The sequence below is a fragment of the Flavobacterium sp. CF108 genome, from assembly GCF_900129795.1.
In the GTDB taxonomy this organism is placed as follows: domain Bacteria; phylum Bacteroidota; class Bacteroidia; order Flavobacteriales; family Flavobacteriaceae; genus Flavobacterium.
Window position 1 is genome coordinate 202,462 of sequence record NZ_FQWW01000003.1, and the last position, 13,685, is coordinate 216,146.

Consider the following 13,685-nt stretch of genomic DNA (forward strand, 5'->3'; position numbering starts at 1 on the left):
TTTCTGCCACAGATTAAAAGGATTAAAAAGATTAAAAAAATCTGTGGAAATCTTCTTAATTTGAGCAAAGAATAATTAGTGAAAATTCGTGGCAGAAAAATATAGCCACAGATTAAAAGAATTAAAAGGATTAAAAAAAATCTGTGAAAATCTTTTTAATCTGTGGCAAAAATCTTCGCAATCTATGTGAAAGAATAATTCGTGAAAATTAGTGTAATTCGTGGCAAAAAAAATATACAACAATAAAACAAATCAATTGCAATAACATATTTTTAAAAATTCAATTTGTATTTTTGAATCATATAAAAATGCACAAATGAAAATTGTTATATCGCCGGCGAAATCACTGAATTTCGAAAAAGAATTACCTACTGCTCAACATACTGAACCTTCATTTTTAAAAGAAGCGCGTCAGGTTCATAAAATATTAAAAGGAAAAAAGCCAGCTGAATTATCCCATTTAATGTCAATTTCAGACAAACTTGCCGATTTAAACTGGAAACGAAACCAAGACTGGAAAACACCATTTACAGTTGAAAACGCCCGTCCGGCAGTTTATACTTTTGATGGTGATGTTTATACAGGTTTAGATGCCTATTCAATTCCGTTAGAAAAATTAGATGTTCTTCAGGATAAACTTAGAATTTTATCTGGACTTTACGGTGTTTTAAAACCGCTTGATTTAATGCAGGCATACCGTTTAGAAATGGGAACAAAATTACCTGTTGGAGAATATAAAAACCTGCATGAATTTTGGAAACCTGTTGTTACAAAAGCTTTAAATAAAGAATTGACAAAAGGGGAGTTGTTCGTGAATTTAGCCAGTAACGAGTATTTTTCGGCAGTTGATGTTAAAGCTTTAAAAGTTCCTGTAATTACTCCGGATTTTAAAGATTACAAAGACGGAAAATTAAAAATGATCAGCTTCTTTGCAAAAAAGGCGAGAGGTATGATGGTTCGTTATATTATTGATACAAATGCTGAAACTATTGATGACTTAAAAGGTTTTAATTACGAAGGTTATCATTTTGATGCGAATCTTTCGAAAGGAAATCATTTGGTTTTCACGAGATAGATTTTTTAAAGGTGCTAAGGTTCTTAGTTGCTAAGATACTAAGAGTTTTTACTTACTTTTTAACCGCAAAGAACGCAAAGATTTACGCAAGGTTCGCAAAGTTTTTACACAAAGCTTTGCGAACTTTGCGTTTTTAAAACATCTTAGAGATAAATTCTTTGCGCTCTTTGCGGTTAAATTAAAAAAATAAACGCCGAATTCTAAATTGAATTCGGCGTTTTTGCGTATTATAAAATTATTATTATTAGTGCATTGCGTCGGCTGCGCTAATCTTGTTCTTCCCTTTTTTGATAAAGAGAATAATCGGTATACAACATAAAAACATAATTCCCAGATACATAAAAATATCCATGTAAGCTAAAACAGTACTTTGTTTTAATACTGAATATTCTATTCCCTGATAAGCTTTTTTAAGTGCAACATCGGCGCTATATCCTTTAGACATAAACGCTCTTTGCATTCCTGCGATACGCTGTTGAACATCATATCTTGCAGGATCTAGATTGTTAATCAAATCAACTCTATGTTCCTGGCTGAAACGTGTGATGAAAGTGGTAATAATTGCAATACCAAATGAACCTCCTAACTGACGCATCATTCCGGTAAAAGCAGCTCCTTCACCAATTTGTTTTCCTTTTAAGGTTGAAAGCGAAAGTGTTGTAATGGGAACGAAAAGTAAACCTAAACCAATTCCTCTCAAAATTAATGGCCAGTACATATGTTCAACACCGGTATCAGGAGTCATACGACTGTACATCATAAAAGTAAAGAGGAAAAATACAAAAAATCCAACTCCAACCATGTATCCTTGCGGAACACCTTTTTGAATCATATTTCCAACAAATGGCATCATAATCGCCGTTGTGATAGATCCCGGAATTAATAATAATCCCGCATCAGTTGCTGTCCATCCTAAAATCGACTGCGTGTAAATAGGGATAATTAACGTTGAACCATATAAACCGAAACCAAGAATGAAACACATTACAGTTCCAATTCTTAAATTCCCATCTTTTAAAACACTTAAGTTTACAATTGGATGTTTGTAAGTCAGCTCTCTCCAAATAAAAAGAACCAATCCTAAAACAGTCACAACACTTAAAGTCACAATAAGTGAATCGTTAAACCAATCATCTTGCTGTCCGTGTTCAAGAACGAATTGTAAAGAACCAATAAAGGCGCTCAACAAGAAAATTCCCCACCAGTCAACCTGATTTGCTTTTAATTTCTCTCCATATTTCGGACTTCTTACGAAAGTTAAAGCTAAAATAGTAGCGATAATTCCAAGCGGAATATTGATGTAAAAGATATAAGGCCAAGAATAATTATCTACTAAATATCCCCCCAAAGGCGGACCCAAAGTTGGACCTACAATTACACCCATTCCGTAAATTGCTTGTGCCATACCACGTTTTGCAACCGGATAACTTTCTGTAATAATCGTTTGGGCTGTTACAAGTAAAGCTCCACCACCCATACCTTGTACGAATCGGAAGGCAACAAGTTCCCAAATATTACTGGCATTTCCACACAAAAAGGAACAGACGGTAAATATAATGATAGAAGCCACAAAATAATTACGTCTTCCAAATTGCTGAGATAACCAGCTCGTCATCGGAATTACAATAACATTCGCAATTGCGTATGCTGTAATAACCCACGCCACATCGGTCAAGGTAGCACCAAGACTTCCGCGCATGTCTGTTAGAGCTACGTTTACAATCGTCGTATCTACAATTTCCAGCAAGGCACAAAGTACTGCCGTAATGGTAATAATTACGCGTCGGTAACCGTATTCTACTAAATCGTCGTCTGCTTGTACTGCTGCTGCCATTTATTTATTTTAAATGTACGTCTACGTCAACATTCATTCCTGGTCTTAAAAGTTTTACTTTTTCAGGATCGTTTGCTTGATCTAAACTAATTTTTACTGGTAATCTCTGAATTGTTTTTACGAAGTTTCCCGTAGCATTATCAGGAGGTAACAATGAAAAACGTGATCCTGTTGCTGGAGAAAATGAAGTTACAGTACCTTTAAACTCATAGTTTGGATAAGCATCAACTTTTAAACTTACTTTTTGTCCCACAACCATTTTGTTTAATTGTGTTTCTTTAAAGTTAGCTACAACCCAAGCTTCAGTATTGTTAATGATGTAGAATAAAGATTGTCCTGGCTGAACTAGTTGTCCCGGCTGAATATCTACTTTAGAAACCTGACCGTCAATTGCTGCTGTAACTACTGTATAAGAAAGGTTTAAGTGAGCAACATCAAGCATTGTTTTTGCTTTTTTGATATTTGCAGAAGCTACTTCTGTTTGTTTGTCAGAAACTTTAGATTTTGACTGAATTACAGATTTTTGGTAAGAACTTGCTCTTTGTTGTTGCTCTAAAACACGTACTTGATTTTCAGCTTCATCTTTTGCAGTTTGAGCTTGTTCAAATTGTTGTTTTGTAATAGTATGTGTTTTATATAAATTGCTGTAACGGTTAAAATCGTTTGTAAGCTGTCTCAATCTAATTTTAGCACTTTCGATAGAACCACCAGCAGATTTCATTTGAGCGTCTGAAACAGAGATGCTTGCATAAGCACTTCCAATATCAGCTTTTGCAGCTTCGTATTGACCTTCAGCTCCTAGTAATGCAGCGTTTGCTTCATCGATTTTTAACTGATAATCTCTTTTATCGATAGTAAATAAAGTATCTCCTTTTTTTACATAGTCATTATCTTTCACATATACTTTGCTGATATATCCTGATACTCTCGGAATAATTGGGTTCATTTTTTTCTCAATTTGAGCATCATCCGTTTCTTCGTGAGCCAATGAGTGTAAGTATTTTGATATTCCGTAAGTTCCTCCCACTAAAACCAAAACGGTTAGTATGATGATGAATTTTTTATTTGTCTTTTTCTTTTCCATGAGAGCTTCGATTATATTTTAGAAAGATTGAATGATTGTGATAATTGTCCTGATACTGAAAGTAATTCGTAATATTTTTGAATGATGGTTGCTTTTGCTACAGCAGTATTGATTTTTGCACTTAACTGCTCAACATCGGCTTCAACAAGATCATTGGTATCTGAAAGACCATTGTCGAATTTATCTTTTACCAGTCTGTAATTTTCTGCAGCCTGTTGAAAAGCTTCTTCATAAACCACACTTTGATTGATCGCTAAGTCATAATCTTCAATAGATTTTTGAACTTCAACTTTTATACGGTCAGTCATAATAGCCTCAGTATTTTTTACTTCTAAAGCTTTGCTTTCTGCTTCTTTTACGTGTGCGCTGTTTTTAAGAATCCCAGATAAATCATAAGATAAACCTAAACCAAAATTCATAGCATATTTTACCGTAATAATATCTTTAAGATCTAAAGCAGTATAACCTCCAAGTAATGAAATTGTTGGATAATATCCGGCTTTTGCAATCTTAACATTAGCTTCTGAAACTTTTTGCTGCAAACGAATAGCCTCTAGATCTTTTCTGCTTTCAAGTGCCAAAACATCAGATGTTGGAGCACCAGTTGTTTTTAAGTTAAAGAAATCATCTTCGTTAACCTGAATTTTTACAGATGGCTCTAATTTAAGTAATGTCGTAAGATAAAAATTGATGTTGTTGATGTTGTTATTAGCTTCATCAATAGATAATTGCGTTTTTGAAACCAGTAATTGTGCTTTCAATAAATCATTTCTTGGGATGATTCCGTTTTTCTCTAATTCAATAAAATCAGTAACACGCTGTTTAGCACTTTTTTGATTTTCAGTTAAAACATCTAAAGTTTTTTGTGCTTTGTACAAAGCTGTATAATAAGTAATTACTCTTAAAGCAACATCTTCTTTTGTTTTAGCGGCAGTAACGCTTTCAGCTTCATATAAGCTTTCATAAGCGTCAATACTGTTTTGGATTTTAAATCCTGCAAAAAGAGGTAAACTTAAATTTGCCATTCCAAGCATTGCACGATCCGGAGAAGCTAAAGAAGCACTTTCTCCCTGATTTGGCATATCGATTGAAGCTTTTGTTAATCGCTGATATTGCCCTGAAACTTTTAAATCTGGATATTGATTATTCTTAACCGTTTGTAATTCATATTTCTTTGAGTTTACCTTAGTGTTGGCAAGCGTAACTTCGTTACTCTTTTCCCACGCCATTTTTACGGCTTCATCTAAAGTTAAACTTGTTTTTTCTTGTGCTTCTATTGAAGAAATTCCTATAAAGAAAACTCCAAAGAGCATTAATTGACTAATTTTCATAAACAAGTAGCGCTTTTATAGTTTGTTGAATGTGCTTTGTAAGACTGTTTTTAATGTAATCGTTGTATAACGTTTCTGTTTTTAGATTTAAGAGTTCTTCAAAAAATGATTTGTTCATATGGAAATGAAAAAAAGTTCCCATAATCGTTGGTGTAATCAACGGAATAATGACATCTTTTCTAAAAATTCCTTTTGACTGGCCTTCTTTAATAATCGTTTCAAGAGATTTTAGATTTCCCTTTTTCAGCTCCGTAAAAGCAGCAAGGCTTTCCTCTCTTTTTTTAGAATTAAGTTCGAAGTGTAAAACTCTGAAAATCCCTCTGTTGCAATTAATTCGATTAATATAAATTTCGACTAATTTATTGACTTTATCAAGAGGGTGAAGATCTTCGTGTTGCAAACTTTCAATTTGCAGTTTTAAATCGGCTGTTTTATGAATAATTAAAGATTCAAGTAATTTATCTTTTGAACCGAAATAATAGGAAACCATGGCAATATTAATTTTTGCATGTTTCGAAATATCCCGTATTGACGTCCCTTCAAATCCTTTCTCAGAAAATAGCTTTTCAGCAACAGTAAGAATCTGAATTTTTTTATCGTTTAGTTCAATGTGTGACATGGTATTTTTTCTAATTGGGCACAAAATTAAACACTTGTTTAATTTAAACACTTGTTTAATTTTGTTTTAACATAATATTAACATAAAACGGTTTCGACAATTTTAGGCAAAAAAAAAGCTGAAACACTTAGTATTTCAGCTTTTTTTACAATCTTTTCATTCCGATTTCTATGATAAACTAGACGTTTATAAAATATTTATAAGATATAATTACCTAATCTCTCCAACAAACTCACTAATTTTTCCAGAACCGCTTTTACTCAAATGTTTGATAAAAGCACTTCCAATAATAGCGCCTTTTGCATATTTAGTGGCTTGATTAAAAGTTTCTTTATTTGAAATTCCAAAACCTACAATTTGTGGGTTTTTTAAATTCAAATTTGATATTCTTTCGAAATAACTTTCCTGAACATTTCCGAAACCAGATTGAGAGCCCGTAACACTTGCAGAACTTACCATATAAATAAATCCATTTGAAACGCTGTCGATAAAACGAATACGCTCGTCTGAAGTTTGGGGTGTAATAAGGAAAACATTAATTAATCCGTATTTTTCGAAAATTGCTTTGTATTCTTCAGCATAAACATCAACCGGAAGGTCTGGAATAATTAAACCGTCGATACCAATTTCAGCACATTTTTGACAAAAAGCTTCAACTCCGTATTGTAACATCGGATTAAAATATCCCATAATAATCAACGGAATTTTTACGCTTTCGCGGATGTTTTTCAGCTGGTCGAAAAGAATTTGAGTTGTCATTCCGTTATGAAGTGCCTGTGTAGAACTCGCCTGAATTGTTGGCCCATCTGCCAAAGGATCACTAAAAGGAAGTCCAATTTCGATTAAATCAACTCCGTTTTTTTCTAAATCCTGAATAATCTGCACGGTATCATTTAAGTTAGGATATCCCGCAGAAAAATAGATCGAAAGTATCTTTTTGTCTTCTTGTAATTTTTGAGTTATTCTGTTCATTTTAATATCTTTTATTTCTCCTGCAAGGTTTCCAAAACCTTGTAGGTGTTTTATTTTAAGTAATTTTATTTATACCTACAAGGTTTTGGAAACCTTGCAGGAATTCCTGCTAATCGATAATAATTCTACTTTTCCAAATATCATTTTGCTTTTCTACCAATAATAAGCCGGAATCTGAGTCATTCATTTGTCCAATCAATTGACCTTTATTATTCCAAAATGCACTTTGACCTGCGGAAGGAGATCCCCAGGATTCGCCGCTGAAATTCGACATCAAAACATTCATTTGATGTTTCTCTGCATAACTTTGTAAATGGCTGTATGCATTCGGAATCCCGTTTGGTGAAAAGAAAATACTGGCAATATAAATGTCAGTTTCTCTTTTATGCGCATTTTCCGGATGCAGCGGATTGTCAATATCAGCACAAATAGCAAATGAAATCTTTTGATTTTCAATTGAAATGATCGGATTATTGTCAAAAGAAGATTGAAAATATTCATCTTCGCCTTCGTGTAAAAACTGCTTCGTATAAATGGAAACCGAATTATCCGGAGCAATTACAAATTCACCAATAAACAAATTGGAGTCAATTTCAATAGGCGCTCCGGCAATAATTACAATATTATTTTCTACAGCTAATTTTTTCAAATGATCCAAACGCGAATCGTTTTTCTGGAAAGCTAATTTTTGTGCCTGTTCTCTTTCGTAGCCTGTAATAGACATTTCAGGAAATGCAATTAATTGCGCTTTATTTTTTACAGCCAATTCTATAAGACGATAATGATCTGATAAATTGGCATCAATATCCCCTCGAGTTGGTTTTGTTTGTGCAGCTGCAAGAATCATTTTTATATTTTCAATTATTAGTTTTCAAGATAAATCCAGGCCGAAATACCTGATTTTAAAGTAACCTTAACTCTTTTATAAGCATTAGATTCGAATAAATCTACTTTTGCTAAATCAGCGATAGTAACATTGAAAACAACTCCATGAATAATTTCCGAAGGATTTTCGCTTGGTACAACGACAACATAATCAGCCATTCCAAATTCTTCCTCAATTTGAAGGCTTTTTAGTTTGTAGCCAAGAAGCTGGTCTGCAGTTCCCGTTAATACTTTATTGAAAACCTGCATTTGAATTTGTTTTGATCGTAATGTTCCGTAAGAGAATAACTTTTCCATATCTACTTTTTTCTCGTTATTTGTTTGCGTTAGCGAATGCCCAAATTACGATTTTTATTACAATTTAAAATAGTCAATATAATTATCTAAATCTTTATCGCCACGACCTGAAAGACTGATTACCACAACATCTGTAGGTTTAAATTTCTTTTGATCTAAAACTGCAAATGCATGCGCGCTTTCAATAGCAGGAATAATTCCTTCTAATTTTGTCAATTGCAAACCTGCATTCATAGCATCATCATCGGTTACAGAGAAAAATTCGCCGCGTCCCGTTTGTGCCAAATGTGCGTGTAGAGGCCCAACTCCAGGATAATCTAATCCTGCAGAAATAGAATACGGTTCAGTAATTTGCCCGTCTGGAGTTTGCATTAAAAGTGTTTTACAACCGTGAATAACACCCACTTTTCCTAATTTACTTGTTGCAGCACTGTGTCCGCTGTCAACACCTTTTCCGGCAGCTTCAACAGCAATAATTCCAACTTCCGGCTCGTGTAAAAAGTGATAATACGTTCCTGCAGCGTTACTTCCGCCGCCAATACAAGCGACCACATAATCAGGATTTTCACGTCCTTCTTTTTCTTTTAACTGCCATTTTATTTCTTCTGAAATAATACTCTGAAAACGCGTCACCATATCCGGATAAGGATGAGGTCCAATTGCCGATCCGATAATATAATGTGTATCAACCGGATTATTAATCCAGTCACGAATAGCTTCGTTTGTAGCGTCTTTTAAAGTACGTGAACCCGAAAGTGCCGGACGAACTTCGGCACCTAACATTTTCATACGAGCCACGTTTGGAGCCTGACGCGCAATGTCGATTTCACCCATATAAACGATACATTCAATTCCCATTAAAGCGCATACTGTTGCCGTTGCAACACCGTGCTGACCCGCTCCGGTTTCGGCAATAATTCTTTTTTTACCTAAACGTTTTGCTAATAAAATCTGCCCAATTGTATTGTTGACTTTGTGCGCTCCGGTATGGTTTAAATCTTCTCTTTTTAGATAGACTTTGGCATTGTATTTTTCAGATAATCGTTTTGCAAAATACAACGGACTTGGGCGTCCTACATAATCTTTCAGCAATTGATTGAACTCAGCTTTAAAATCTGGTTCATCCATTATGCTTAAATATTTCTGGCGTAATTCTTCTACATTTGGATACAGCATTTCAGGAATGTAAGCTCCTCCAAATTCTCCGTAATATCCTTTTTCGTTGACGTTAAAACTCATTTTGTTTAAAGTTTAAAAGTTGGCAACATCAAATTTTCGTTTGAAATTGCTAAATAAATTTCTGTTTTTCAGCCCGGGTTCGATTTCAAATTTACTATTTACATCGATAGCATAAATAGGTAAATTGCTTTTTGAAATTTCTTCAATGGCTTTTAATTCGTTAATTCCGATTCCGCCGCTCAAAAAGAAGGGTTTATCCGAATTGTATTTTTTTAATATCGTCCAGTCGAATGTTGTTCCGTTTCCGCCCGGTAGTTTTCCTTTTGTGTCAAATAGAAAATAATGACAGACTGGTTCGAAAGGTTTTATCACTTCAAAATCGAAATTTTCATCTGCGGAAAATGCTTTAATGATTTCGATTTTTTTTGATAATTGATTTTTTAGTTCCGATACAAATTCAACGGATTCATTTCCATGTAACTGAACGGCTTGCAAATTGTATTTTGTTACTTTTTCCAGAATTTCTTCCTGACTTTGGTTTACAAAAACGCCCACTTTTTTGACTGTTTTTATAAGTTCAGGAATGGTTCCGTTAAAATATCGCGCGGATTTTTCCCAGAAAATAAATCCCATATAATCGGGTAGGAGCGCGCCTACTTCGAGAATGTTTTCGGGATATTTCATACCGCATATTTTGAGTTTCATTTTATATTTGTTTTTGCCACGAAGGCGCTAAGACACTAAGTTTTTTTTATTAATTTCACAAACTGACACAAATTAAATTTGCGCCTTTGTGACTTTGTGGCAAACCGTCAAAGACTTAGTTTGCTTATAAATTCCGTTGCGGCTTGTCCGGCGTTATCGGTTTTCATGAAGTTTTCCCCAATTAAGAAACCTTTGTAACCGTAAGGTTTTAGTTCCTGAATGGCTTCGATTGATGAAATGCCGCTTTCGGAAACTTTTACAAAATCATCTGGAATTTGTGAAGCCAGTTGTTTGCTGAAATCTAAACTTACTTCGAAAGTTTTTAGGTTTCTGTTGTTTACGCCAATCATGTCTAAAGTCGGCATAATCGATTTTTCCAGTTCTTCTTGATTGTGAACTTCTAACAGAACTTCTAAACCTAATTTTTTTGCAAATTCAGATAATGATTTGATTTCTTCGCGGGTTAAAACTGCAGCGATTAATAAAATTAAATCTGCTCCGTGTGCTTTTGCTTCTAAAATTTGGTATTCATCGACAATAAATTCTTTTCGCAAAAGCGGAATATTTACACTTGCTCTTGCCAGAAGTAAATCGTCTAGAGAACCTCCAAAATACTTTCCATCTGTTAAAACCGAAATTCCGCAAGCTCCGGCATTTTCATAACCTTTAACCACTTCTTCCACTGTAAAATTGTGATTAATAACTGATTTTGAAGGAGAACGACGCTTGTGTTCTGCAATAATTCCAGTTGAACTTGCTTTTAGTTTCTGGCTTAAAGAAATGATTTGTTTTCCAAAAAAGACAGAACTTTCCAATTGTGAAACCGGAATGATTGATTTTTTGAGAACGACTTCTCGTTGTTTGTCAAATATTATTTTATCTAAAATATTCATTGTTTATTTTGTTTCAGGTTTCAGGTTTTAGGTTTCACGTTCCAACAACTTGAAACATGAAAGAAAGAAAACTTGAAACTATTTTTTATTTACTTAATTCCTGTAATGTCTGTAATGCTTTTAATCCTTTTCCAGACAATAAACTTTCTTTTGCTAATTCAAATCCTTCAAGCGGAGAACATTTTGTAACCGTTGCGATTGCCATTGCAGCATTGGCACAAACCACATTATTCTGCGCTTCGTTTCCTTTTCCAGAAATAATATTAGTAAATATTTCAGCCGATTCTTCGATTGTTTTTCCACCTTCAATTTCTGTTTGGGATAAAAGTCTAACACCAAAATCTTCCGGTTTTAACATTCCTTCCATGTGTGATGTAATCGTTTTGGTTGGGCCGGTTAAAGAGATTTCGTCATATCCGTCAAGCGAATGTAAAATCGTGAAATTGATATCGGTATTTTGATATAAATAAGCATACATTCGAGCTAATTCAAGATTGAAAACTCCAACTAACTGGTTTTGTGGGAATGATGGATTTACCATTGGCCCTAACATATTGAAGAAGGTTTTTACAGCCAATTCTTTACGGATTGGTCCAACATTTTTCATTGCCGGATGGAATAGGGGAGCGTGTAAAACACAGATTCCGGCTTTGTCGATACATTTTTCTAAAAACGAAGGATCGTTGCTGAATTTTATTCCCATTTTTTCCATCACGTTGCTCGATCCTGAAATAGATGAAACTCCGTAATTTCCGTGTTTGGCAACTTTAATTCCGGCTCCAGCCGAAATAAAAGAGGCTAAAGTCGAGATATTGAAAGTGTCTTTTCCATCACCGCCCGTTCCGCATAAATCGATTGTATTGTAAGCTGATAAATCAACCCGAACACATAATTCTAATAAAGCTTCGCGAAAGCCAGAAAGTTCTTCAATTGTAATGCTACGCATCATAAATACGGTCAAAAATGCCGAAATCTGACTCGGATTGTATTGTCCGCTTGAAATATTAATCAATACATCTTTTGCTTCTTCTTTAGAAAGCACTTCGTGATTGATTAATTTGTTTAATATAGTTTTCATTTTTTTTAAAGTTGCTAAGGTTCAAAGGAACTAAGTTGCTAAGTTTTTTACTGTGACTGAGACTGAATACTTTTAATTAATGTTCATTTCCTTGATAAATCCACATGGGTTCAGTTTTTCCGGCGCGTTCAAAACCGTTTTTTTTATAAAAATCAACTGATCTTCCGTCTGCAGTCAGCATTTGCATGTGAAAGTGTTTGTATTTCTCCTGCATTTTGTCCAAAATCATTTTCCCAATTCCTTTTCCCTGATAATCCGGAAGTACCAATAAATGTGGATAATAAACGGTTAAAAATCCATCAGAAATCGCATTTCCGAGTCCGACTAACTTTTTTCCTTCCCAAGCCGTCACAAGAGTTTCCGAGTTTAATAATCCGTTATAAAGTTCATTCGGTTTACTGGCTGAACTCCATTCATTAGCTTTATATAAAACTAAAATGTCGTCAATGCTTATTTCTCTGGTTTCTAAAATTGTTATTTCCATTTTTTAAGGTTCTAAGTTGCTATCCCGATAGCTATCGGGACTAAAGTTCTGAGTTTTTACTGCGACTGCGACTGAATACTGTAAACTAGCTCTTTATCCAATTCTCTAAAATCCTTTTCCCGTTTGGAGTCAAAACACTTTCTGGGTGAAATTGAACACCTCTCACATCAAAAGTTTTGTGTCTTAATGACATAATTTGTCCGTTTTCATCTACAGAAGTTGCTTCTAAACTATCAGGTAAATTGGCATCGACAACCCATGAGTGGTATCTTCCAACTTCAAATTCGTTTCCTAAACCTTCAAATAAAATTTCATCTGAAACAACCGTTTTTACATTCGTTGCAACTCCGTGGTATACTTTATCAAGGTTAGAAAGTGTTCCGCCAAAAACTTCTCCAATTGCCTGCTGCCCTAAACAAACGCCCAGAATACTTTTTGTTGGCGCATATTTTTCGATAACCGCTTTTAATAAACCCGCTTCATCAGGAATTCCAGGGCCTGGCGAAAGTAATATTTTATCGAAAGAAGCAATTTCGTCAATTTCGAATTCGTCGTTTCTGTAAACTGTTACTTCGCAGTTTAAATCTTCCAGATAGTGTACTAAATTATAAGTGAAACTATCGTAATTGTCTATAACTAATATTTTTTTCATTGTGTGTTTTGTTTCAAGTTTCAGGTTTCAGGTTTCAAGTTCCAACAACTTGAAACTTGAAACAAAGAAAACCTGAAACTAAATTTTCTTTTATTTTTCTCGAACGTACTTTTCAGTAATAATTCTATCGATTCCTAATTTTTCTACTTTTTCAACTCCTTTTTGAGTTAAAGTGTCGTTTTTAATTTTTACTACAAACTCAAATTTTCCATTTTCCCATTGACGGTTATTGAAGTACTCCAGATTCTCAGTATAAATACTATCCTTTAAAGTATATTTTCCGCCTCCGCCAAAGAACACTGCATTTGTTGAATCTTTACCATTATTTAAATCATGATTGAAAAAAGCAAAATGTGTATCGTTTATAATTTTAATCATTTTTGTTTTTGAATTGAAAGTCGAAAACGTTGAATCTTTTTCAGTCGTTTCTGCTGATATCAGACGCCAGGTTCCTTTAATAGGATTTTCTTTTTTTTCCGAATTACAAGAGGTTATAGTAATGATTAAAACTAGAATTGATAATGCTTTTCTCATGGTTTTTATGGTTTTATTCTTTGTTTGTTAATTGTTTCAGATTTTACCAATCTTTGTCTCCAA

General features: G+C 34.1%; 15 protein-coding genes. 1 reads left to right on the forward strand and 14 read right to left on the reverse strand.

The features are described 5' to 3' along the window. The first annotated feature begins 316 nt into the window (after window positions 1-316). Window positions 317-1,075, forward strand: coding sequence for a peroxide stress protein YaaA (gene yaaA / locus BUE10_RS09530; RefSeq protein ID WP_073484557.1), 759 nt, complete (start codon window positions 317-319; stop codon window positions 1,073-1,075). A 244-nt stretch (window positions 1,076-1,319) separates the two neighbouring features. Here the strand turns inward: yaaA and BUE10_RS09535 are convergent, their stop codons facing one another. From BUE10_RS09535 to BUE10_RS09600, 14 genes are all read right to left on the reverse strand, one after another. Further along, window positions 1,320-2,909, reverse strand: coding sequence for a DHA2 family efflux MFS transporter permease subunit (locus BUE10_RS09535; protein WP_073484558.1), 1,590 nt, complete (start codon window positions 2,907-2,909; stop codon window positions 1,320-1,322). A 4-nt stretch (window positions 2,910-2,913) separates the two neighbouring features. Further along, a complete protein-coding gene (locus tag BUE10_RS09540) occupies window positions 2,914-3,993 on the reverse strand; it encodes an HlyD family secretion protein (protein ID WP_073484560.1) in 1,080 nt (359 codons plus the stop codon). A gap of 11 nt (window positions 3,994-4,004) precedes the next feature. After that, window positions 4,005-5,324, reverse strand: coding sequence for a TolC family protein (locus BUE10_RS09545; RefSeq protein WP_073484562.1), 1,320 nt, complete (start codon window positions 5,322-5,324; stop codon window positions 4,005-4,007). Next, entirely contained in the window at window positions 5,314-5,943 is a 630-nt protein-coding gene (locus BUE10_RS09550; protein ID WP_053473889.1) for a TetR/AcrR family transcriptional regulator, read from the reverse strand. The genes BUE10_RS09545 and BUE10_RS09550 overlap by 11 nt, the downstream gene beginning before the upstream one ends. 210 nt (window positions 5,944-6,153) lie before the next feature. Beyond that, window positions 6,154-6,915: a tryptophan synthase subunit alpha gene (gene trpA, locus BUE10_RS09555; protein WP_073484563.1), complete on the reverse strand. Its 762-nt coding sequence runs from the start codon at window positions 6,913-6,915 to the stop codon at window positions 6,154-6,156. 109 nt (window positions 6,916-7,024) lie between these two features. Next, the gene (locus tag BUE10_RS09560; RefSeq protein WP_073484565.1) at window positions 7,025-7,762 is read right to left on the reverse strand and encodes a carbon-nitrogen hydrolase family protein; all 738 of its coding nucleotides are present in this window, start codon (window positions 7,760-7,762) and stop codon (window positions 7,025-7,027) included. A gap of 17 nt (window positions 7,763-7,779) precedes the next feature. Next, window positions 7,780-8,097 carry a gamma-glutamylcyclotransferase family protein gene (locus BUE10_RS09565; protein ID WP_073484567.1) on the reverse strand — a complete coding sequence of 106 codons (318 nt, stop codon included), beginning with the start codon at window positions 8,095-8,097 and terminating at the stop codon, window positions 7,780-7,782. 57 nt (window positions 8,098-8,154) lie between these two features. Then, complete coding sequence (gene trpB, locus BUE10_RS09570; protein ID WP_073484569.1) at window positions 8,155-9,336, reverse strand: tryptophan synthase subunit beta; 1,182 nt, start codon at window positions 9,334-9,336, stop codon at window positions 8,155-8,157. A 12-nt stretch (window positions 9,337-9,348) separates the two neighbouring features. Next, a complete protein-coding gene (locus BUE10_RS09575) occupies window positions 9,349-9,981 on the reverse strand; it encodes a phosphoribosylanthranilate isomerase (protein ID WP_073484571.1) in 633 nt (210 codons plus the stop codon). 107 nt (window positions 9,982-10,088) lie between these two features. Continuing rightward, on the reverse strand, window positions 10,089-10,874 hold the full coding sequence (trpC, locus tag BUE10_RS09580) for an indole-3-glycerol phosphate synthase TrpC (RefSeq protein WP_073484573.1): 786 nt from the start codon (window positions 10,872-10,874) through the stop codon (window positions 10,089-10,091). 85 nt (window positions 10,875-10,959) lie between these two features. Next, window positions 10,960-11,952, reverse strand: a complete 993-nt coding sequence (trpD, locus tag BUE10_RS09585) for an anthranilate phosphoribosyltransferase (protein ID WP_073484575.1) — start codon at window positions 11,950-11,952, stop codon at window positions 10,960-10,962. A 76-nt stretch (window positions 11,953-12,028) separates the two neighbouring features. After that, window positions 12,029-12,436: a GNAT family N-acetyltransferase gene (locus BUE10_RS09590; RefSeq protein ID WP_073484576.1), complete on the reverse strand. Its 408-nt coding sequence runs from the start codon at window positions 12,434-12,436 to the stop codon at window positions 12,029-12,031. A gap of 85 nt (window positions 12,437-12,521) precedes the next feature. Next, entirely contained in the window at window positions 12,522-13,088 is a 567-nt protein-coding gene (locus BUE10_RS09595; RefSeq protein ID WP_073484578.1) for an anthranilate synthase component II, read from the reverse strand. Between the two features lie 90 nt (window positions 13,089-13,178). Further along, window positions 13,179-13,622 (reverse strand): hypothetical protein, encoded by a 444-nt coding sequence (locus tag BUE10_RS09600; RefSeq protein WP_073484580.1) that lies wholly within the window; start codon window positions 13,620-13,622, stop codon window positions 13,179-13,181. Window positions 13,623-13,685 lie beyond the last annotated feature (63 nt).

What these genes read in the sequence shown, in the direction of transcription:
- yaaA (WP_073484557.1), top strand. Translation starts at nt 317, where the DNA reads ATGAAAATTGTTATATCGCCGGCGAAATCACTGAATTTCGAAAAAGAA.
- BUE10_RS09535 (WP_073484558.1), bottom strand. Translation starts at nt 2,909, where the DNA reads ATGGCAGCAGCAGTACAAGCAGACGACGATTTAGTAGAATACGGTTAC.
- BUE10_RS09540 (WP_073484560.1), bottom strand. Translation starts at nt 3,993, where the DNA reads ATGGAAAAGAAAAAGACAAATAAAAAATTCATCATCATACTAACCGTT.
- BUE10_RS09545 (WP_073484562.1), bottom strand. Translation starts at nt 5,324, where the DNA reads ATGAAAATTAGTCAATTAATGCTCTTTGGAGTTTTCTTTATAGGAATT.
- BUE10_RS09550 (WP_053473889.1), bottom strand. Translation starts at nt 5,943, where the DNA reads ATGTCACACATTGAACTAAACGATAAAAAAATTCAGATTCTTACTGTT.
- trpA (WP_073484563.1), bottom strand. Translation starts at nt 6,915, where the DNA reads ATGAACAGAATAACTCAAAAATTACAAGAAGACAAAAAGATACTTTCG.
- BUE10_RS09560 (WP_073484565.1), bottom strand. Translation starts at nt 7,762, where the DNA reads ATGATTCTTGCAGCTGCACAAACAAAACCAACTCGAGGGGATATTGAT.
- BUE10_RS09565 (WP_073484567.1), bottom strand. Translation starts at nt 8,097, where the DNA reads ATGGAAAAGTTATTCTCTTACGGAACATTACGATCAAAACAAATTCAA.
- trpB (WP_073484569.1), bottom strand. Translation starts at nt 9,336, where the DNA reads ATGAGTTTTAACGTCAACGAAAAAGGATATTACGGAGAATTTGGAGGA.
- BUE10_RS09575 (WP_073484571.1), bottom strand. Translation starts at nt 9,981, where the DNA reads ATGAAACTCAAAATATGCGGTATGAAATATCCCGAAAACATTCTCGAA.
- trpC (WP_073484573.1), bottom strand. Translation starts at nt 10,874, where the DNA reads ATGAATATTTTAGATAAAATAATATTTGACAAACAACGAGAAGTCGTT.
- trpD (WP_073484575.1), bottom strand. Translation starts at nt 11,952, where the DNA reads ATGAAAACTATATTAAACAAATTAATCAATCACGAAGTGCTTTCTAAA.
- BUE10_RS09590 (WP_073484576.1), bottom strand. Translation starts at nt 12,436, where the DNA reads ATGGAAATAACAATTTTAGAAACCAGAGAAATAAGCATTGACGACATT.
- BUE10_RS09595 (WP_073484578.1), bottom strand. Translation starts at nt 13,088, where the DNA reads ATGAAAAAAATATTAGTTATAGACAATTACGATAGTTTCACTTATAAT.
- BUE10_RS09600 (WP_073484580.1), bottom strand. Translation starts at nt 13,622, where the DNA reads ATGAGAAAAGCATTATCAATTCTAGTTTTAATCATTACTATAACCTCT.